20 protein-coding genes are annotated in these 16,886 nt (G+C 46.3%); 12 read left to right on the top strand and 8 right to left on the bottom strand.

The window, feature by feature from the left end; genetic code table 11:
* Positions 1 to 30: 30 nt before the first annotated feature.
* From msrB to LZG74_RS10460, 6 genes are all read right to left on the bottom strand, one after another.
* Positions 31 to 597 carry a peptide-methionine (R)-S-oxide reductase MsrB gene (gene msrB, locus LZG74_RS10485; protein WP_233796531.1) on the bottom strand — a complete coding sequence of 189 codons (567 nt, stop codon included), beginning with the start codon at positions 595 to 597 and terminating at the stop codon, positions 31 to 33.
* Positions 598 to 695: 98 nt separating this feature from the next.
* On the bottom strand, positions 696 to 1,421 hold the full coding sequence (bshB1, locus tag LZG74_RS10480; protein ID WP_233796530.1) for a bacillithiol biosynthesis deacetylase BshB1: 726 nt from the start codon (positions 1,419 to 1,421) through the stop codon (positions 696 to 698).
* 10 nt (positions 1,422 to 1,431) lie between these two features.
* Positions 1,432 to 2,505, bottom strand: a complete 1,074-nt coding sequence (locus LZG74_RS10475; RefSeq protein ID WP_233796529.1) for a M23 family metallopeptidase — start codon at positions 2,503 to 2,505, stop codon at positions 1,432 to 1,434.
* Positions 2,506 to 2,590: 85 nt separating this feature from the next.
* Positions 2,591 to 3,550 carry a thioredoxin-disulfide reductase gene (gene trxB, locus LZG74_RS10470; RefSeq protein ID WP_233796528.1) on the bottom strand — a complete coding sequence of 320 codons (960 nt, stop codon included), beginning with the start codon at positions 3,548 to 3,550 and terminating at the stop codon, positions 2,591 to 2,593.
* Positions 3,551 to 3,665: 115 nt separating this feature from the next.
* On the bottom strand, positions 3,666 to 5,624 hold the full coding sequence (locus LZG74_RS10465) for an OmpA family protein (RefSeq protein ID WP_233796527.1): 1,959 nt from the start codon (positions 5,622 to 5,624) through the stop codon (positions 3,666 to 3,668).
* Positions 5,579 to 6,160, bottom strand: coding sequence for a 7-carboxy-7-deazaguanine synthase QueE (locus LZG74_RS10460; protein WP_233796609.1), 582 nt, complete (start codon positions 6,158 to 6,160; stop codon positions 5,579 to 5,581). The genes LZG74_RS10465 and LZG74_RS10460 overlap by 46 nt, the downstream gene beginning before the upstream one ends.
* A 169-nt stretch (positions 6,161 to 6,329) precedes the next feature.
* On the opposite strand from LZG74_RS10460, the gene mnmE reads away from it, so the two are divergent.
* From mnmE to LZG74_RS10445, 3 genes are read left to right on the top strand one after another with little or no spacing between them, the layout of a single operon-like run.
* A complete protein-coding gene (mnmE, locus tag LZG74_RS10455) occupies positions 6,330 to 7,697 on the top strand; it encodes a tRNA uridine-5-carboxymethylaminomethyl(34) synthesis GTPase MnmE (RefSeq protein ID WP_233796526.1) in 1,368 nt (455 codons plus the stop codon).
* Between the two features lie 43 nt (positions 7,698 to 7,740).
* Entirely contained in the window at positions 7,741 to 8,163 is a 423-nt protein-coding gene (locus LZG74_RS10450; RefSeq protein WP_233796525.1) for a nucleotidyltransferase substrate binding protein, read from the top strand.
* The gene (locus LZG74_RS10445; RefSeq protein WP_233796524.1) at positions 8,163 to 8,480 is read left to right on the top strand and encodes a nucleotidyltransferase domain-containing protein; all 318 of its coding nucleotides are present in this window, start codon (positions 8,163 to 8,165) and stop codon (positions 8,478 to 8,480) included. The genes LZG74_RS10450 and LZG74_RS10445 overlap by 1 nt, the downstream gene beginning before the upstream one ends.
* Positions 8,481 to 8,504: 24 nt before the next feature.
* Here the strand turns inward: LZG74_RS10445 and LZG74_RS10440 are convergent, their stop codons facing one another.
* Positions 8,505 to 8,891 carry a ribonuclease inhibitor gene (locus tag LZG74_RS10440; protein ID WP_233796523.1) on the bottom strand — a complete coding sequence of 129 codons (387 nt, stop codon included), beginning with the start codon at positions 8,889 to 8,891 and terminating at the stop codon, positions 8,505 to 8,507.
* A gap of 181 nt (positions 8,892 to 9,072) precedes the next feature.
* Here LZG74_RS10440 and LZG74_RS10435 point away from each other — a divergent pair, with 181 nt between their 5' ends.
* The 7 genes from LZG74_RS10435 (at position 9,073) to LZG74_RS10405 (ending at position 13,089) form a co-directional block, all read left to right on the top strand.
* Positions 9,073 to 9,447, top strand: a complete 375-nt coding sequence (locus LZG74_RS10435) for a DMT family protein (RefSeq protein ID WP_233796522.1) — start codon at positions 9,073 to 9,075, stop codon at positions 9,445 to 9,447.
* A 117-nt stretch (positions 9,448 to 9,564) separates the two neighbouring features.
* Positions 9,565 to 10,122 (top strand): TetR/AcrR family transcriptional regulator, encoded by a 558-nt coding sequence (locus LZG74_RS10430; RefSeq protein WP_233796521.1) that lies wholly within the window; start codon positions 9,565 to 9,567, stop codon positions 10,120 to 10,122.
* A 96-nt stretch (positions 10,123 to 10,218) separates the two neighbouring features.
* A complete protein-coding gene (locus LZG74_RS10425; protein WP_233796520.1) occupies positions 10,219 to 10,401 on the top strand; it encodes a hypothetical protein in 183 nt (60 codons plus the stop codon).
* Positions 10,402 to 10,439: 38 nt separating this feature from the next.
* On the top strand, positions 10,440 to 11,090 hold the full coding sequence (locus LZG74_RS10420) for a pyridoxamine 5'-phosphate oxidase family protein (RefSeq protein WP_233796519.1): 651 nt from the start codon (positions 10,440 to 10,442) through the stop codon (positions 11,088 to 11,090).
* A gap of 112 nt (positions 11,091 to 11,202) precedes the next feature.
* Complete coding sequence (locus LZG74_RS10415; RefSeq protein WP_233796518.1) at positions 11,203 to 11,517, top strand: DUF1016 N-terminal domain-containing protein; 315 nt, start codon at positions 11,203 to 11,205, stop codon at positions 11,515 to 11,517.
* The gene (locus LZG74_RS10410; RefSeq protein WP_233796517.1) at positions 11,508 to 11,981 is read left to right on the top strand and encodes a PDDEXK nuclease domain-containing protein; all 474 of its coding nucleotides are present in this window, start codon (positions 11,508 to 11,510) and stop codon (positions 11,979 to 11,981) included. Before LZG74_RS10415 ends, LZG74_RS10410 begins: the two co-directional genes overlap by 10 nt.
* 619 nt (positions 11,982 to 12,600) lie before the next feature.
* The gene (locus LZG74_RS10405) at positions 12,601 to 13,089 is read left to right on the top strand and encodes a hypothetical protein (RefSeq protein WP_233796516.1); all 489 of its coding nucleotides are present in this window, start codon (positions 12,601 to 12,603) and stop codon (positions 13,087 to 13,089) included.
* A 20-nt stretch (positions 13,090 to 13,109) separates the two neighbouring features.
* On the opposite strand, the gene LZG74_RS10400 is transcribed toward LZG74_RS10405, so the two are convergent.
* A complete protein-coding gene (locus LZG74_RS10400; RefSeq protein WP_233796515.1) occupies positions 13,110 to 13,538 on the bottom strand; it encodes a helix-turn-helix domain-containing protein in 429 nt (142 codons plus the stop codon).
* A gap of 92 nt (positions 13,539 to 13,630) precedes the next feature.
* Here LZG74_RS10400 and LZG74_RS10395 point away from each other — a divergent pair, with 92 nt between their 5' ends.
* Both LZG74_RS10395 and LZG74_RS10390 read left to right on the top strand, forming a co-directional pair.
* On the top strand, positions 13,631 to 14,374 hold the full coding sequence (locus LZG74_RS10395; RefSeq protein ID WP_233796514.1) for an SDR family oxidoreductase: 744 nt from the start codon (positions 13,631 to 13,633) through the stop codon (positions 14,372 to 14,374).
* A 160-nt stretch (positions 14,375 to 14,534) separates the two neighbouring features.
* Positions 14,535 to 16,883 (top strand): TonB-dependent receptor domain-containing protein, encoded by a 2,349-nt coding sequence (locus LZG74_RS10390; RefSeq protein ID WP_233796513.1) that lies wholly within the window; start codon positions 14,535 to 14,537, stop codon positions 16,881 to 16,883.
* Positions 16,884 to 16,886: the final 3 nt, after the last annotated feature.

Genomic DNA, 16,886 nt, shown 5'->3' with positions numbered 1-16,886 from the left:
TTTTAATGTCCGTAGTGAGTCAGTGCTAACTCAACTTCCGCTTTCTGCTTTCTTTTTGCTGTTGAATTTCTTCTCGGCGGTTTTGGCTTTTTCAAAATCCAGCACCACGCCGTTGATACAATAACGAAGTCCGGTAGGAGGCGGGCCATCCTCGAAAACGTGTCCCAAATGCGATTTGCATTTGCCGCACATTACCTCCGTGCGACGCATGCCGTGGGAGTTGTCTGCCGCTTCCAAAATGGAGGTTTTGCTGATCGGTTCAAAGAAGCTCGGCCAGCCGCATCCGCTTTCGTATTTGGCATTACTTTTAAAAAGTGCATTGCCGCAAACGGCGCAATAGAATGTGCCTACCTCTTTGGAATGTTCGTATTCACTGGTAAATGGTCGCTCGGTTCCTTTCAGGCGCGCTACTTCGTAAACTTCCGGCGAAAGGACCTTTTTCCACTCTTCGTTGCTTTTATTAACCGCAACGGAATCCTTCCTGGAATATGCGGGTGTTTTTTTCTGCTCTTTCTGTGCCGGGGAAGATTGTCCGTAACAGCTTTGCAGCATTAATGCGAACATGCCTGCAAGCAGGAATGCGATTGGCTTCTTCATGCTGTTTATCATTTTGATGTTTTCTTAATATACGATATGCCGGCGCAAATAGTTGGACGCGGGACTATTTTAACTAACAATATCGGGCAAGAAAAGATTTAAATAAACGCCGACAGATCCCGCACGCCAAGCTTTCTGGAAGTCGTAAACCCTTCTCCGAAAGTCACACCGATCGCGTGGCCCATTTCCCGGGCGCGGGCGATTACAAATTCGAGGAAATCAGGGGAGGAAATGTAGCTCTGCGGCTCGTCGCTGTTGTAGGAAGGCACGAAAAACTGGCTTTCGAATGCACGGATCGCTTCTACTTTTTTGTCATGGACATGGGTTATGTCAACGATAAAATCGGGCGTAATGTAGCGGTCCTGTACGGTGTGGAAAACCTGCCTGGGCCGCCATGCTTCCTGCTCATTGCCTTGTTCATCAAACGTCTTCACCATCCGCAAACCGGAGTAAAAGCAACTGTCCGAAACGAGCTGTCCGGCACGGCCGTGATCCGGATGCCTGTCCGTAACCGCATTCGTAATAACGATATCCGGCTGATATTTACGGATGTATGGGATGATTGCTTTCTGATGTGCTTCGTTATTAGCAAAAAATCCATCGGCTAAACCTACATTATCACGTACAGCAATGTTCATGATAGCCGCTGCATTTTTAGCTTCCTGAATCCTGCCTTCGGGCGTCCCGCGCGTGCCGAGCTCGCCGCGTGTGAGGTCTACAATCCCGACTTTTTTTCCCAATGCAATCTGCGACAGCAATGTTCCGGCACAACAAAGTTCGACATCGTCAGGGTGAGCTGTGATGGCAAGGATATCTAGTTTCATAATATGGATGTTATTTGATGCGAAGTTTCTGCCCGATTCTCAAAGTAGAGCGGGTAGAAATGCGGTTTTTTCTGGCAACGGATGAAATGCTGACACCATACCGACCTGCTATGGAAGACAATGTCTCACCCGAGCGCACTTTATGCAAAATAGAGCGGGTGTAGGCTACGGGAGCATCGCCCGATGCAAACTCGCTTTTGTTCGATTTACCCCTTAAATGGCTCCATACATTGCTCGTCAGCAAGAAATGGTCAGACTTGATGGCTTTGTTTTCCCAGTCAAAGATATTTCTCGGGTCGAATGGATTCCCTTCGTAGCGGTTTTCGTAATGTAAATGAGATCCCGTACTGCGGCCGGTATTTCCTCCCAAGCCGATCACTTCGCCAGCCTTTACGATTTGCCCCGATTCAACAAGTTGTTTGGATAAATGCCCGTAAAGCGTTTCGAGACCATTATAATGTCTTACAACAACAAAACGACCGTATCCGCTGCCGTCGAAGGCAACAATGCGGACCATTCCGTCATAGGTCGAGCGCACTGTATCGCCCGTTTCCAGGTCCAGATCGCTTCCGTTATGCCATCTTCCCCAGCGGTAGCCGAAGTTGGAAGTAGGCTTGGTGTCGATCATGGGTGTGGCCCACATTCTGTTTACTGCGGGATCGTATAATGTAATGTCAACGGGTTCGTCGAATTCCAGCGGGCTGAGTCCGTAGGGGTTAATGGTGCGTGCATCCCAGATTACGTAATATTCAGCGGATTTTACCCATTCATCTGCAACTAGCAGGGAATCAACAACCTCTACGACTTCGGTTTCGCCCTCGTCCAGGGTGGCTGTGTCCTCGCTTACCACGGGGTTGAGCGGTTTTACCGGCTCGAACTGGCTTTGGAATCTGAGATTGGAGGTTTCTACCTGGTATTCGTCTTCGGGCTGCGGTGTGCTTATCCTAGTAGGTCCTTCGTTGGCATTGTTTCCGGACTGATTGATTTTGGGATTTCTTTTGAATTTTCCTCGCTCTTGCGCTTGCGTGTTCCAGGAGATCAAACACACGGTCATTAGCAAACTTACAATAAGCTTTACTTTCATAGGTATAAAAAAATCAGATCAGACTACATTGCTTGCTAAAACATGACAATGCAGCCTGATTCAAATTAGGGGTTGGGCAAATTATTTATGCTGTTTCCTCAATGATGGTTTCTACTTCAAGTTCCATTAGAAATCTCTCGGCGTCCAACGCGGCCATACATCCGGTTCCGGCAGCAGTGATGGCTTGTCTGTAAACATTATCCTGCGCATCACCACAAGCGAATACACCTTTAATGTTGGTGCAAGCACTTCCTTTTATAGTCTGAATGTAGCCGGTTTCGTCCATGTTCAGATATCCTTTGAAAATATCCGTGTTAGGCTTATGTCCGATCGCTACAAAGAAACCGGTTGCCTGCAATAGTTGCTCCTCGCCCGTTTTATTATTTTTTACCAAAACAGATTCAAGTCCTTCTTCTCCGTTCAGCTTTACCGTTTCCGTATTCCAGAGAATTTCAATGTTCGGCAACATTTCTACGCGTTTCTGCATGATCTTGGAAGCACGCATTTCATCGCGACGAACCAGCAGATACACTTTACGGGCCAATTTGGCAAGGTAACTTGCTTCCTCAGCCGCTGTATCACCAGCGCCCACGACTACCACATCCTGTCCTCGGAAAAAGAAACCATCACAAACCGCACAGGCAGAAACGCCGCGGCCGTTCAGGCGCTCTTCGTCAGGAAGCCCCAGCCATTTGGCAGAAGCACCGGTTGAAACAATCACTGAATCGGCTTCGATCTCGTGCTTGTTGTCAATAGTCACTTTGAGCGGATGTGTTGTAAAATCAACTGCCGTAGCCAATCCGTAACGGATATCTGTTCCGAAGCGTTTGGCTTGTTTTTCGAAATTGACCATCATTTCAGGACCGGTAATCCCATCCGGATAGCCTGGATAGTTATCAACTTCCGTGGTAATGGTCAGCTGGCCGCCTGGTTGCGCGCCTTGGTAAAGTACAGGATTCAACCCTGCTCTGGATGCATATATAGCGGCTGTATATCCGGCAGGACCGGAGCCAATGATTAAGCAGGATACTTTCTCGGGTGTCATATTTTATGGATACTAAATGTTAACGACGAATGTTTACGAACTAAGTTGTACTCGTCTATTACAACATTGGCAGATCGACAAAAGTGCAAAATTTCGATTCTTTATGCAAATTCAATTAGAGGATCCTCCACTCGATTCTGCGGTTCTTCTGGCGGTTTTCCTGGGAGTCATTTGCGGCAACAGGCTGCGTCTCCCCATAACCTTTGAATGTGATCCGGTCGGCAACAACCCCCGACTGTTGCAGATATTGTTGCACGGATTGCGCCCTTCGCCTTGATAATTCCATATTTTCCGTGTCGGAACCTACATCGTCGGTATGACCGGAAATTTCAATTTTTACAGTTTTGTTTTTATTCAAAAAGTCAACCATTTTCCCAAGCTCGACTTTCGATTTTTCATCGAGGCTGTATTCACCTGTTTTGAAAAATATATTATTAAGCACTTCTGCCCGGTCTTTTTCGATGGCCTCCAAAGGAATGTCCAGGTCAACAAAGGATGTGGAATCATTCACTGTAAATGACAGGCTTTTAAAAAGATAACCTTGTTTGGATACATAAAAAGCATATTCACCTCCGCTGTTGAGCACGGCCAGGAAAGAACCCGTTTTGCCATCCGACGAGAATTCGCCGACTTTTTGTTGTGTTTTCAGATCAAAAAGGTCGATAGCAGAAGCCAGCGGCGTGTTTGTCTTTTTATCAAACACCTTTCCCTTCGCATAGCGTGTAGGCACGATCATATCCTTCACCTCTTGGGGCAAATTGAATGTATAAAGCAGCGAGCGGCCTTTTCCTTCCGAACCGTCGTCTGTATAATAAGCTTTCTGCCCGTCCGAAGCTATAAAAAGTCCCACCTGATCGGCTATGGTGTTAATAGGATAACCAATGTTCCTGGATTGCGACCATAGAGTGTCCGTGCGCTGTGAGATAAAGATGTCAAAACCGCCCATGCCGGGAAAGCCGTTTGAGGCATAAAAAAGCGTTCTGCCGTTGGCGTGAATGAATGGTGCATTTTCTTCATCGGGCGTATTAATGTGTGACCCAAGGTTTTTTGGCGCCGCCCATTTGCCTTTATCATCAAGTTTGGTAACCCAGATATCGCGCTTGCCCTGTCCGCCCTTACGGTCCGAAGCAAAGTACAACAGGTGGCCGTCGGCCGATAAAGATGGCTGCGATTCCCAGTCGCGTGTATTGATTTCCTGACCCAGATTTAGCGGCGCACTCCAATCCTTGCCTTCTTTGCGTGAAATATATAGATCGCAGCTTCCATAACCATCCGGCCGGTTGCAGGCCGTGAAAACCAATGTTCGTCCGTCCGCCGACACAGTGCAAGTGCCTTCGTTATTGGTTGTGTTAATGGACTTGGAAATTTCCTCCGGCACGTCCCAGCGGTCCGCCGCGCGGTTACCATTGATACGATGCGTGGTATAAATGTTCTCGTCGCGGTTCTCGGTCAGGCCGGTGAAAATCAACGTTTCATCATCCGCCGTCATAACAGGGAAATACTGCGTGTTCAGGAAGTTGACCGTGTCGCCCAGGGACTGTTTCTGAATGCTTAAAGGATTTTTGATCGCCTCCCGGGCAAATTTGGAAGATGCTATTGATTTTTCCGCAAGCCGGGCGAGGCTCGACTTCGCGGGAAACAATGGCAATGCTCTCTCGTAGTAGACCTGCGCGGAATCATAGTGCTGCGCTTCAAAATGATGGCGTCCAAACCATTGCAGTGCTGCCGCCGTCTGCGGCGCCGTTGGTCTGAGCTGAATGGCTTTTGCGTAGTATTTTTTGGTGAGATCCGGGTTGCGTTGCAGCTCGTAGATCTGCGCAAGCCTCAGGTTGGTGTCATAACTGTTGGGTTCCTGTTCCAGGACTTTTTCAAAAAGCGCAATGGCATCGGGCAGCTTTCTTGCCTGCCAGGCTTGCTGCGCTTTTTCATAAGTTTCCCGGGCTTTGCGGGACAATGTTGCATCCTGTGCATGCGTGTAATTTGAAATAAACAGACAGGAGAAGAGCAAAAATATAGCGGCGCGGTGCATTAAGGAATGTTCATATACTTGTGGGTTTGTAACGACATTTTCCATTTGGGATTGTCTTTGATATAGTCAATTATCAAAGGCAGCATCACCTCATGCTTACTCCATTCGGGTTGTAAGAGCAGCGTGCATTCGTCGGAGACGAGTGCAGCATGTGACTCCGCAAATTCAAAATCACTTTTGTTGTAAATGATCGCTTTGAGCTCGTTGGCGTTTTTATAAATGTCGGGATGCGGTGTTTTAAATTTTTTGGGAGAAAAGCACACCCAATCCCAATGTCCTGTGAACGGATATACGCCGGATGTTTCGATGTTGGTTTTAAAACCTGCGTCTTGCAGCTGGCCCGTCAGCTCGTCGAGGTTATACATTAAAGGTTCGCCGCCCGTTATCACAGCCAGACGGCCGGGATACTGCAGCGCGCCGTCGACAATGTTGTTAATGTTATATTTCGGATGCAGGTCCGCATTCCATGATTCTTTCACGTCGCACCAGTGACAGCCCACTTCGCAGCCGCCGAGGCGGATAAAGTAAGCAGCCCGACCGCTATGCTGGCCTTCACCCTGCAAGGTGTAAAAGGCCTCCATAACCGGAAGCTGGTGGGTAACGATGGGCAATGTTTCAGTCAGCACAATTCAAAAAAGGGAGATGTTCAAAAAAATGTAACAACCAATCCGGTCGAAAAATGCCCAAAGGTACGAAATTCAAAGTGCTAATAGTCTATCAAACCAGATCAATTAGTCGCATATTTGCAGTATGAATGCAATGCCAATCCACCAGCAAGAAGTTATTTGTGCGCTCGCAACTCCCTCAGGCGTAGGCGCTATTGCCGTGGTCCGCGTCTCCGGACTTGGGTCCATTTCCATGGTAAAATCCATTTTTAAGGGAAAAAACCTGGAAGAAGCCGAAACCCACACCGTACATTTCGGAACAATCCAGGCAGCCGGTGAAATCATCGACGAAGTCCTGGTAACCGTTTTCAAAACGCCCAGATCTTTTACCAAAGAAGATTCGATAGAGATTTCCTGTCACGGCTCGGACTATATTATCAGGCAGATATTAAAGCTGCTCATCACAAAAGGCGCAAGGATCGCCAAGCCCGGCGAGTTCACACAGCGCGCATTTTTAAATGGCCAATTTGACCTAGTCCAAGCCGAAGCCGTAGCCGATCTCATCGCCGCAGATTCCCAGGCCAGCCACAAAACTGCGCTGAACCAGCTAAGAGGCGGCTTTTCCAAAAAACTAGCCTCGTTACGCACCGAACTCATCCATTTCGCATCCTTAATCGAGCTCGAACTTGATTTCGGCGAAGAGGATGTTGAATTCGCTCAACGCGACGATCTCCGAAGACTGATCGAAGCATTACTAAGCACTATTGCGCCGCTGATCGAATCCTTTGACTTTGGCAATGCATTAAAAGAAGGTGTTCCTGTTGCCATCATCGGCTCACCGAATGTTGGCAAATCCACCTTGCTGAATGCGCTGCTAAACGAAGAAAAAGCAATCGTCACCAGCATTGCAGGCACAACCCGCGACGTAATCGAAGACACCATCGTCCTCGAAGGCCTGAAATTCCGCTTCATCGACACCGCCGGCATCCGGGAAACGACCGACCTTGTGGAATCCATCGGCATTGAAAGATCGAAAAATGCAATGGAGAAGGCAGACATTGTGATTTTTCTGTTTGATAGCTTGGAGACATTGCAGGAAAACCAGCAACTGGCAGCATTGTTGCCCGCTGGAAAACAGGTTTTATATGTGTTGAACAAGATTGATATTGGAGAAATAGCGGCTGAAAGTTTAGGCGCGCTGCAAGAGAATGTTATTTCAATTTCTGCAAAATCCCAAACCGGATTATCTCAGCTGACCAATAAATTGGTTTCAATGGTTTACGGGCAATCGGCCAGCGATACTGTTGTAACGAATTTGCGTCACTACGAGCATTTGGTGAAAACACATGATGCTTTAAGTGATGTTTTGAATGGGTTGGAAACGGGGGTTACGGGGGATTTTTTGGCGCAGGATATTCGGTTGTCGCTGTTTCATCTTGGGGAGATTACTGGGACTATTGTTACGGATGACCTATTAGAAAACATCTTTTCCCGCTTCTGTATTGGCAAGTAGGTAGGCTAAATAAAGTAAGCAATCTTCTATCAAACAACAAGATATGGACGAGCAGGATATTCGTTGGAAACAACGCTTTGAGAATTATAAAAAGGCACTTGCAAAGTTAGGTGAAGCTGTTCATCTGGATACGCAACGTGCGTTAAGTGAACTTGAAAGGCAAGGCGTTATACAGGCGTTTGAATTTACGCATGAATTGGCCTGGAAGGTGATGCAGGATTTTTTTATTTATCAGGGCAACTCGGAGATAAAAGGTTCGAGGGATGCAACACGCCAGGCATTTAGTGTTGATCTGATCATGGACGGCGATAACTGGATGGAAATGATCAAGAATAGAAATCTTACCAGCCATACTTATAACGAAGAAATATCCGAACAGATTTATAAAAACATTGTCCGTGATTTTTATCCTCTGTTCTTAGCATTTCAAGAAAAAATGGAATCCATAATAGCCAAAAAAGAATAATGTACGGCCTGTCAGAAAAAACAATTATCGCAGTTCAAAATGTTTTTCGAAAGTATCCGAACGTAGAAAAAGCAATCCTCTACGGATCGCGCGTAAAAGGAAACTTCCGCAACGGCTCCGACATTGATTTAGTGCTAGTAGGAGACAAACTCACTTTGTCAGATCAATTCAGAATTGAAACAGAACTGGATGATTTACTGCTTCCTTACAGGATAGATTTGGCACTTTACCATCAAATTGAAAATGAGGATCTTGTCGGTCACATTGATAGAATGGGGATGGTTTTTTTTGAAAATGTGACCGTCAAGGGAGCTTAAATTTGATTCCGCCGGTTCGGTGATTCAGCCCGGTACAACAATGACCGCCGGATGGCTCGCAAATACTTCCATGACCAGATCAAAATAAGTCTTTCCTTCCGAGGTTTCCAGCGCTTTTAATTTTTCTGAAAACAGCGCTTTGTTGAAAGGTGAGCCGGGGCGTAGTTTTTCCAGGTAATACCGCCTGGTTTCTTCATAGCCCAAAGAAAGCCGACTAGTTTCCATATCCAGCCAGATGAGCTCTAATGCTGTGGCGCCCTTGGCAGCTCCAAATCCTCCGTATAGAAGATCGTCCAGGGCATCCAGGCTTTCTGCAATTTGCCATTCTTCATCGGCCATAAAAAGCCGGTTGATCTCCGTATAAAAGGATGCAATCCCCTGAATTGAGCTGCCCTGAATTGTTAATTGCATTTTTATCTGTTATTGATAAGGCGAACATTGCAAATTTGTAGCGTAGGGCGCAGTTTACAATGTGCCTTGATTGTATTTTGTTATGAGAACGATGAGCATTACCGAATCAACAATATCTGGTTCAATAATTTGTTAACAAAAACCGGCAGCAAGGACGCTGCTGGTCTTTTCCACTTTACAAATGAGCAAGTACATTTCAACAATCGGACTTTTAGTTCTTTCTAATGTCTTCATGACACTAGCCTGGTATGGGCACCTCAAATTCTTCAATAAGGACGGTGGTCATAGCTCCACACCATTGTGGACGATCATACTTCTGAGCTGGGGCCTGGCATTTTTTGAATACTGCTTTCAGGTTCCGGCGAATCGCATCGGCTCTTCCGAAACCGGAGGCCCGTTTACATTGGTGCAGCTGAAAATTATTCAGGAGGTGATTACCCTGATCGTTTTTATGATATTCTCGGTAACGTTTTTTAAAAATACGCGATTCACCTACAACCACCTGATCGGCTTCGCATTACTGGTTGGAGCGGTCTATTTTATTTTCAAGGCGTGAGAGGTTTTCATAGCATGGCTAATCAGCAGCGTTAGAGAGGTTAAGCCACGCAGGAAAATTCTCCAACATTGAAACTTAATTTCTTTACCGATCGTTCGGTATAATATAGAGTAGACAATGGCACATTCAAAAGTTAAGGCTGATATTGTTGTTGAAAAGCTGATGCAAGTATTCCGGTCGATAGGCTTTGATGGGGCGAGCTTGGCCGAGTTGGCTTCTGCAACGGGGCTGAAAAAAGCAAGCTTATACCATCGGTTTCCGGACGGCAAGGTGGGTATGGCGAATGCTGTGCTTGATTATGGGTCCGAGTGGACGGATGAACATATATTCAGCGTCCTTCATGCATCCGAACCGGCCACGGAACGTCTGAATGCTGTGTTGGATGCTATTTCACGGCTTTATGATGGTGGTCAGTCGGCGTGCATTCTCAGGGCAATGTCACAGGGAACCGCCGTAGATATTTTTAAGGATCGGGTGGCTGGTATGATGCAGCAATGGATAGATGCATTTGCGCACCTTGCGTCGAACCTGGGGCATGACTCCAATGCTGCTGAAAAGCTAGGCAAGTCAGCCCTCATTAAAATACAGGGCTCGCTCATTGTAGCTCAGACTTTACAGCAACCAGCGTATTTCCAGGAAGCACTTAATGACATTAGAAGAGATTTTATCAGATAGCGTTAGGGCCGACAAGTTAGACTGCCATTTGATATCCCTTCCTCCGGTAATATCGTCAGCAGTTTTAAAATAAAATTACTTTAAACTTTTACTACAATGGAAACAACAGATGTCTTTGAATATACCCCATTCGTGAATGAAGAATGTGGCGACACGATGTGGAATGAAGAAAATTTGAACCCACCAAAAAGCGGCGCTAAAAAGGATGTTTCTGTGGAAAATATAAAAACAGAAAACAAAGATATTCAGCGTCCCTCTGAGGATAAATCCATTAAGTGACTTTGATAGGATTGGGGTTAAATTAAAACAAATCAGATATGGCAAGGAACTATGCATCAGTGGCTTTCACTCCGGAAGTGAAAGCCCTGCAGGAACGCTACGGAAGCCGTCAGGCTTATGCGCACATGGAACAAAAAGCGACCGGGACCCGGCTTTTCGACAGCGAGAGCAACTTTATTCAGGAAAGGGACAGTTTCTACATAGCGAGCATTGGCGAAAATGGGTTTCCTTACATCCAGCACCGTGGAGGCACGAAAGGATTTCTTCACACAATTGATCCGCAAACACTAGCCTATGCCGACTTACGTGGTAACAGGCAGTTCATTACAGTAGGCAATACTGCCACTAATCCCAAAGTTTCCCTGATATTAATGGATTACGCACGGCGGGCGCGATTGAAGGTATATGCCGAAGTCGAAACCGTAGCTATTAACGACCGCCCCGATCTGGCCGACCTGGTTATTCCGGAAGGCTATGAAAACATTGCCGAGCGGATTGTGCTGCTGCATATCATAGCCTTTGATTGGAACTGTCCAAAGTATATTACTCCCCGTTATGCTATGGAAGAAATTAATCAGATGGTAGCGCCGATGCAGGAACGTATCAAGGAACTGGAATCGGAAGTCCTGCGGCTGAATAAGGAAAATGAGCTAGCTACTGCAAAGAATATTCCCGACACCCAAAATTGACTATCAAAATAAAAACCTAAATTGGCTGGATCGCAAACCGAACCTGAATGGGTTAGGGGAACCAAAAAACGAGTTTCCGGATATGTGTTTGTCTCCGCGGAATCTTTGGGATATGAAGCGTTTTTATGAGCGATATTACGAGGCTGATACAAAACTGCTACAGGCCGTAGCAGTTTTGCCATGGGGACATAATTTGCTGTTGATTAACAAGGTAAAGGATAATTCTCATATCGAATTCTATGCTAGCGAAACCCTCGCAAAAGGTTGGTCAAGAGACTTATTGCTTAACGCCATCAAAATGGACAGTTACGGGCAGGCACAAAAGCAGATAAAGACGCACAATTTTAACCAGACGCTTCCTGAGGCGCATGCGGACTATGGCAATGAAGTCTTCAAAAGCACGTATAATCTCGGATTTTGGGGGTAACAGAGCCTGTTAAGGAGTTGGAACTAGAAAACAGGCTGATTTTCAAAATAAGGGCGTTTATACTGGAATTGGGCAGAGGGTTCAGTTTCATCGGCAACCAATACCGGCTGGAATACAATGACAAGGAATATTTTGTAGACATGCTTTTCTTTCACCGCGGCCTGCGCTCCCTGGTGGCCATCGAATTAAAAATTGGCAGTTTCAAAGCCGAATATGTGGGCAAACTGAATCTTTACCTCTCCTTGCTCGATCGTCTCGAAAAAAGCGAGGATGAAAACCCTTCCGTTGGTATTATTCTCTGTGCTGACAAAGATCACCTGGATGTTGAAATAGCTTTGCAAGACATTAATAAGCCCATTGGCGTGGCTGAGTATCAGCTTTTGCTACCGCAGGCTGAATTGCAGAAGTTGGTTTTGAATGAGTTGAATGTGGACATTGAACCCACACGATTTACCGATCGGTAACTTTAACCGTTAGTTCATTCCTCCGCCACCCATTCAAATTTTCCCCTATATTTGCCTTGCGAACTTTATTAAAATTTTTTATGCTTCTTTTGTTAAAACTTGGGTTTGAACATTGCTCTTGGAGAGGCATACGGGTGAAAGTCCCGAGACCTGTCATTGCACCGCCTTTGATGAAGTTCGCAGTGACCTCTCCATATCTTTTCATCACAACCCATTTAGGAAATGCGAACTTCAAATGGTCCAGGTATCGACTCGAACCAAAACCCAGTCAACCCAACGATTCATGCACGTCACGCATCGAATGCCGGTGCTCCGCTGACGCAGTCACAAGCCGAATTTTGGTATCTTCTAGAATGTCAGGGGTTTTCAGAGCTGGCGCGATCTCTCAAAATGATCCACGACCTCGCGCTTTATCATTCGGATGTTCCGTTTGATAAGACTGAAAAGTCTGCTCTTTTTGACATGAAAGTACTTTGGGAAGGGCTCGAAGAAATGGGTAAGACCGCGTAGGAATGCGGGGACTGTTGGTGACAGTCCTTTTTTGTTGCTTCGTCGACATTTCAATGCTTTCTGTCGACGGTTAGAACAAAAAGGCCATTGACCGGATTATCATCCCAAAATGGTTCATAATCACAATAGCAAAATGCCGGGCAAGACGATCATTAGCAGCGACTGGTACGCTGACGAACAGCTTATTATCACACAAATCAGCGGTGATATAGACAAACAGGATGTCATACACTGGGAGCAAACCTTACATGCGGCGCTGGATCGGGTGGGGGATTCGGGTCTTTTCAAGATCTTCATAAACCTGCACGGCTTTAATGCGGTGAACGTGGATGTGCACAAACATTTTCGCAACATTGTTCCACTTACGCTCGCATGCTATGGCTGGAAAGTCGGCTACGTGGCAATGTTTCCGGATGAAGCTGAAAAAATAGTCATCACCAGGAACAGGAATATCCAATGCGTCGCAGCAGCACATTGCCACCAGGATGCTACAAAAATGGAGAAATACGAATTGCTGTTCAGCAGCAACAACGAACACTTTTTCACTGACGCGGAAGCCGCAAATGCATGGATAAGAGGCTTTAATAAACCTTCATAGAATCACTTTCCTAAGCCCCTCTAATCCAACTCATACAAGCGCCGCTCGCTTCTTAATTTTTCTTGCAGCTCTGCGATGGCTTGCTTTTTACTTTGCTTGATCCGGTCGAGTAATGGTTTTGGGCCGCCGTCGGGGTTGTGACGGGATCCCCAGGCGAGGAATTCTACCATGATCGGTACGAGCTCGATTCCTTTGTCGGTGATCAGGTAAAGGAATTTGGACGCGTTTTTGGGTGAGGTTACTTTGGAAACTATTCCTTCTTCCAATAGCAGGTTCAACTTTTCGGTAAGTACGGCCGAAGATATTTTCTCAGCCGATGCCCGGAATTCCAGGAAAGAATTTTTGCCGTTGAACATGATGTCCCTCAGGATTAGGAGCATCCATTTATCACCAAAGATTTCCACCGAATAATTGATGGGGCAGCTTGATCTTCTCTCTGTGCTTTTCATAATATTATCATCAAAAGTAGTTTGTTTTTAAAACTGCTTTTATCTAAATTTGCAGTTCGTAAAACAGACTACAAATTTAGCAAAATTTAATTATGGACTTCACAAGTAAAAACGTCATTATCACTGGCGGAACAACAGGAATCGGACTGGCAACAGCAAAAGCATTCATCAGCGCAGGTGCAAACGTGTGGATCACGGGAAGAAGTGCCGGTAATCTGCAAAAAGCCAGCGCAGAAATACAGAGCCCAAAACTGGCCACTGTTGTAGCGGATACATCGAATCTCGACGGCATTTCGGTTTTGGAACGAACATTTGCGGAGACCGGCAGCAAGCTGGATGTCCTCTTCCTGAATGCGGGAATCGGAACATTCGAGCCGATTGCAGAGGTTAGCGAAGCGAATTTCGATGCACAGTTCAACACGAATGTGAAAGGGCATTTTTTTACATTACAAAAATTACTTCCCCATCTGGCTGACGGAGCGTCGGTATTGTTCACATCTTCGTCGGCAGCATCTGCTGCAAATATTGGAAGCAGCGTATATGCTGCCACCAAGGGGGCGCTAAACAAAATTGCCCAAACCGCGGCTAATGAACTGGCAGGGAGGAAAATACGCGTAAATATCGTTAGTCCGGGACCTATTGCAACCCCGGGGCTAACCAGCGTTGTGCCGGAAGAAGCACAGGGTTTTTTGGCTGGTGCTACCGCATTGCAAAGGCTCGGCACGCCTAATGAGATCGCCCGCACAGTGCTGTTTCTGGCTTCTGATGCAGCAAGTTTCATTACGGGAACGGAAATCAACGTGGATGGCGGTTATCATAGCTATGCATTGAAATAAGTTGGCTATATCTTTCATTATGAGTTAAAAAAGCGGCTATCAGCCGCTTTTTTAAGTTCCTGATAACTTCCTCACCATTCAGTGATTCAAAGACAAACGCCAGTTTTATTTTTAATTAGTATAAATAATTTTACTTTTGCGGAAATTAAACGTTCGCTTGATGAAAGTAAGATTACACTCCATACTATTCTTTTTCGCCTCTGTTTGTTCTTTTCACCTCGCTTACGCCCAATCTGATTCGGGAGTGATCCGGGGGACCGTGATGGATAATAATAACCAGCCTATCCCGTTCGCTTCCGTCGTTGTGAAAGGGACTAACATTGGCACCACTGCAAATGGTGACGGAAGTTACCGGCTTGGAAATTTGCCCAAAGGAAACGTTTCGATCAGGGCTTCTTTTATCGGATATACGATTCAGGATAAAGATATTACACTTGACCCGGGCTCGGACCAAAGCCTCGATTTTGAGCTAAAAGAAAGTTCTTCCCTGCTTGATGAAGTCATTGTATCCGCAGGACGCAGGGTGGAGTCGCTGGCAGAAACGCCGTCATCTGTAACGGTTGTGAACGCAAAGGAGATAGGAGCACTTTCTACCATAAGCCCCAACATTGCCAACATTCTGGCATTTTCGGTTCCGGGTTTAGGAGCTTCTACCAATCAGACTGGTAACTCGGGACAAACATTGCGCGGTCGTAACCTGCTGGTGCTTATCGATGGCATACCGCAATCAACTCCTCTCAGGGCCGGAGGAAGGGATATCCGCTCCATTGACCCTTCGGTGATCGAGCGGGTAGAAGTGATTAAAGGCGCCACGGCAATTTACGGAAACGGTGCTGATGGCGGGCTGATGAACTACATTACGAAAACGCCAAAAACAGACCGGAAAATCGGTGGATACAGCCAGTTGAGCCTTACCGGAAACACCCGTGGAGACAGCACGCTGGGATTCCGGGCTTCACAGCAATTGTACGGACGGGTGGCCAAGTTCGATTACGTCGTAAGCGGAATGTACGAAAAAACCGGCGTTTACCGGGATCCGAAAGGATTAGTGATATCTCCTGATTATGGACTCGGCGAAACCAAAATATACAATGCATTTGCGAAGGTTGGTTACAATTTTAATGCTTCCCAGCGCATTGAGGCGATGTATAATTATTACAGCTCCAATCAGCATTCGGCTTATGTTGCCAAAGCCGGTGTTTACGGAGAGTCTCCCGCGATCGGCGTGTGGGGAACGCGGAAAGGAATTGACGAGGGAACCCGCTACAACCACAATGCCAATATTCAGTATACCAACAAAAATATAATTGGCCGGACTTCTCTGACTGCCAATGTGTATTTGCAGGATTTCTGGACGGTTTATTCCAATTCAGAATCATTTTTTGGCAGCGGACAATCTGCCATCATTTCCACGAAAAAAGGTTTCAGGCTTAACCTGAACACGCCTTTCACCGTTTCGTCCAAACTGTCGGGAGACGTCACTTATGGTGTGGATATATTGAATGATAAAACTGAGCAAAATCTGGTTGACGGCCGCTCCTGGGTGCCGCGCATTAATATGAACAACCTGGCGCCCTACGCCCAGCTCACGACGCAATGGTTTGATTACCTGAACTTGAAAACAGGCTTGCGTGCTGAAAACATCAAAATGGACATTGCCGATTACGCCACGCTGGCCACAGGTCCCAATGGTGCCGGAAGCATTAATGTAACAGGTGGAAAGCTGGATTACAATGCGTTTGTATTTAATGCAGGGCTTCGGTATTCAAAGTATAAGCGCTTCAACCCATTCGTGAGCTATTCACAATCGTTCTCGATTTTTGATCTGGGAAGAATATTAAGGGCTGCGAACGAAAATACGGTGGCCGGTCTGCAAACGGAGCCGATCATAGTGAACAATTACGAAGTCGGTTTCAGCAGTGCACTGGGGCCATTGAATGTGTCTGCTGCCTATTATTACAGCACATCGAAACTGGGGTCCAATTTATTGCTGGTAGATGGTAAATACGTAGCGGAACGATTGCCCGAGCGCGTTTGGGGTTACGAATTCCAGTTGGATTATCAGGTGACCAACAACTTCGTTCTGGGAGGTAACTACGCCTTCGTGGAGGGCAAAGGGGATAAGGACGGCGACGGCAATTTCAACGGCCCGACTGATAAATATCTGAACTCGAACCGCATTACACCCGTGAAAATTGCGGCTTACGCCAGGTACAACAAAGCCCGTTTCAATGCAGATCTGAACTGGTTGTATGTAGGTAAGCGGGACCGCTTTGCTCCCAACGAAAAAGGCGTTTATCCAATAGGCGAGGGGCCTATCGAATCTTATAATACATTTAATTTGTCTTTGGGATACAAAATTACGGAAAACCTGAAAGCTGATTTGGGTATTGAAAACTTGCTTAATACCGTTTATTACCCGGCTATTGCCCAGTTTTACGGCACAGCCATTGATTACCGGCGAGGAAACGGACGCAGATTTAACCTTACAGTAGGATACCGGTTTTAGCGA

The sequence above is a fragment of the Dyadobacter sp. CY327 genome (assembly GCF_021390415.1).
In the GTDB taxonomy this organism is placed as follows: Bacteria; Bacteroidota; Bacteroidia; order Cytophagales; family Spirosomataceae; genus Dyadobacter; species Dyadobacter chenhuakuii.
Note: the sequence above shows the minus strand (reverse complement) of the source record. Positions and strands in the feature narration are given on the sequence as shown.

Excerpts from the sequence above, each read along its gene's own strand:
- msrB (WP_233796531.1), bottom strand. The coding sequence starts at position 597 with ATGAAGAAGCCAATCGCATTCCTGCTTGCAGGCATGTTCGCATTAATG.
- bshB1 (WP_233796530.1), bottom strand. The coding sequence starts at position 1,421 with ATGAAACTAGATATCCTTGCCATCACAGCTCACCCTGACGATGTCGAA.
- LZG74_RS10475 (WP_233796529.1), bottom strand. The coding sequence starts at position 2,505 with ATGAAAGTAAAGCTTATTGTAAGTTTGCTAATGACCGTGTGTTTGATC.
- trxB (WP_233796528.1), bottom strand. The coding sequence starts at position 3,550 with ATGACACCCGAGAAAGTATCCTGCTTAATCATTGGCTCCGGTCCTGCC.
- LZG74_RS10465 (WP_233796527.1), bottom strand. The coding sequence starts at position 5,624 with ATGGAAAATGTCGTTACAAACCCACAAGTATATGAACATTCCTTAATG.
- LZG74_RS10460 (WP_233796609.1), bottom strand. The coding sequence starts at position 6,160 with ATGGAGGCCTTTTACACCTTGCAGGGTGAAGGCCAGCATAGCGGTCGG.
- mnmE (WP_233796526.1), top strand. The coding sequence starts at position 6,330 with ATGAATGCAATGCCAATCCACCAGCAAGAAGTTATTTGTGCGCTCGCA.
- LZG74_RS10450 (WP_233796525.1), top strand. The coding sequence starts at position 7,741 with ATGGACGAGCAGGATATTCGTTGGAAACAACGCTTTGAGAATTATAAA.
- LZG74_RS10445 (WP_233796524.1), top strand. The coding sequence starts at position 8,163 with ATGTACGGCCTGTCAGAAAAAACAATTATCGCAGTTCAAAATGTTTTT.
- LZG74_RS10440 (WP_233796523.1), bottom strand. The coding sequence starts at position 8,891 with ATGCAATTAACAATTCAGGGCAGCTCAATTCAGGGGATTGCATCCTTT.
- LZG74_RS10435 (WP_233796522.1), top strand. The coding sequence starts at position 9,073 with ATGAGCAAGTACATTTCAACAATCGGACTTTTAGTTCTTTCTAATGTC.
- LZG74_RS10430 (WP_233796521.1), top strand. The coding sequence starts at position 9,565 with ATGGCACATTCAAAAGTTAAGGCTGATATTGTTGTTGAAAAGCTGATG.
- LZG74_RS10425 (WP_233796520.1), top strand. The coding sequence starts at position 10,219 with ATGGAAACAACAGATGTCTTTGAATATACCCCATTCGTGAATGAAGAA.
- LZG74_RS10420 (WP_233796519.1), top strand. The coding sequence starts at position 10,440 with ATGGCAAGGAACTATGCATCAGTGGCTTTCACTCCGGAAGTGAAAGCC.
- LZG74_RS10415 (WP_233796518.1), top strand. The coding sequence starts at position 11,203 with ATGAAGCGTTTTTATGAGCGATATTACGAGGCTGATACAAAACTGCTA.
- LZG74_RS10405 (WP_233796516.1), top strand. The coding sequence starts at position 12,601 with ATGGTTCATAATCACAATAGCAAAATGCCGGGCAAGACGATCATTAGC.
- LZG74_RS10400 (WP_233796515.1), bottom strand. The coding sequence starts at position 13,538 with ATGAAAAGCACAGAGAGAAGATCAAGCTGCCCCATCAATTATTCGGTG.
- LZG74_RS10395 (WP_233796514.1), top strand. The coding sequence starts at position 13,631 with ATGGACTTCACAAGTAAAAACGTCATTATCACTGGCGGAACAACAGGA.
- LZG74_RS10390 (WP_233796513.1), top strand. The coding sequence starts at position 14,535 with ATGAAAGTAAGATTACACTCCATACTATTCTTTTTCGCCTCTGTTTGT.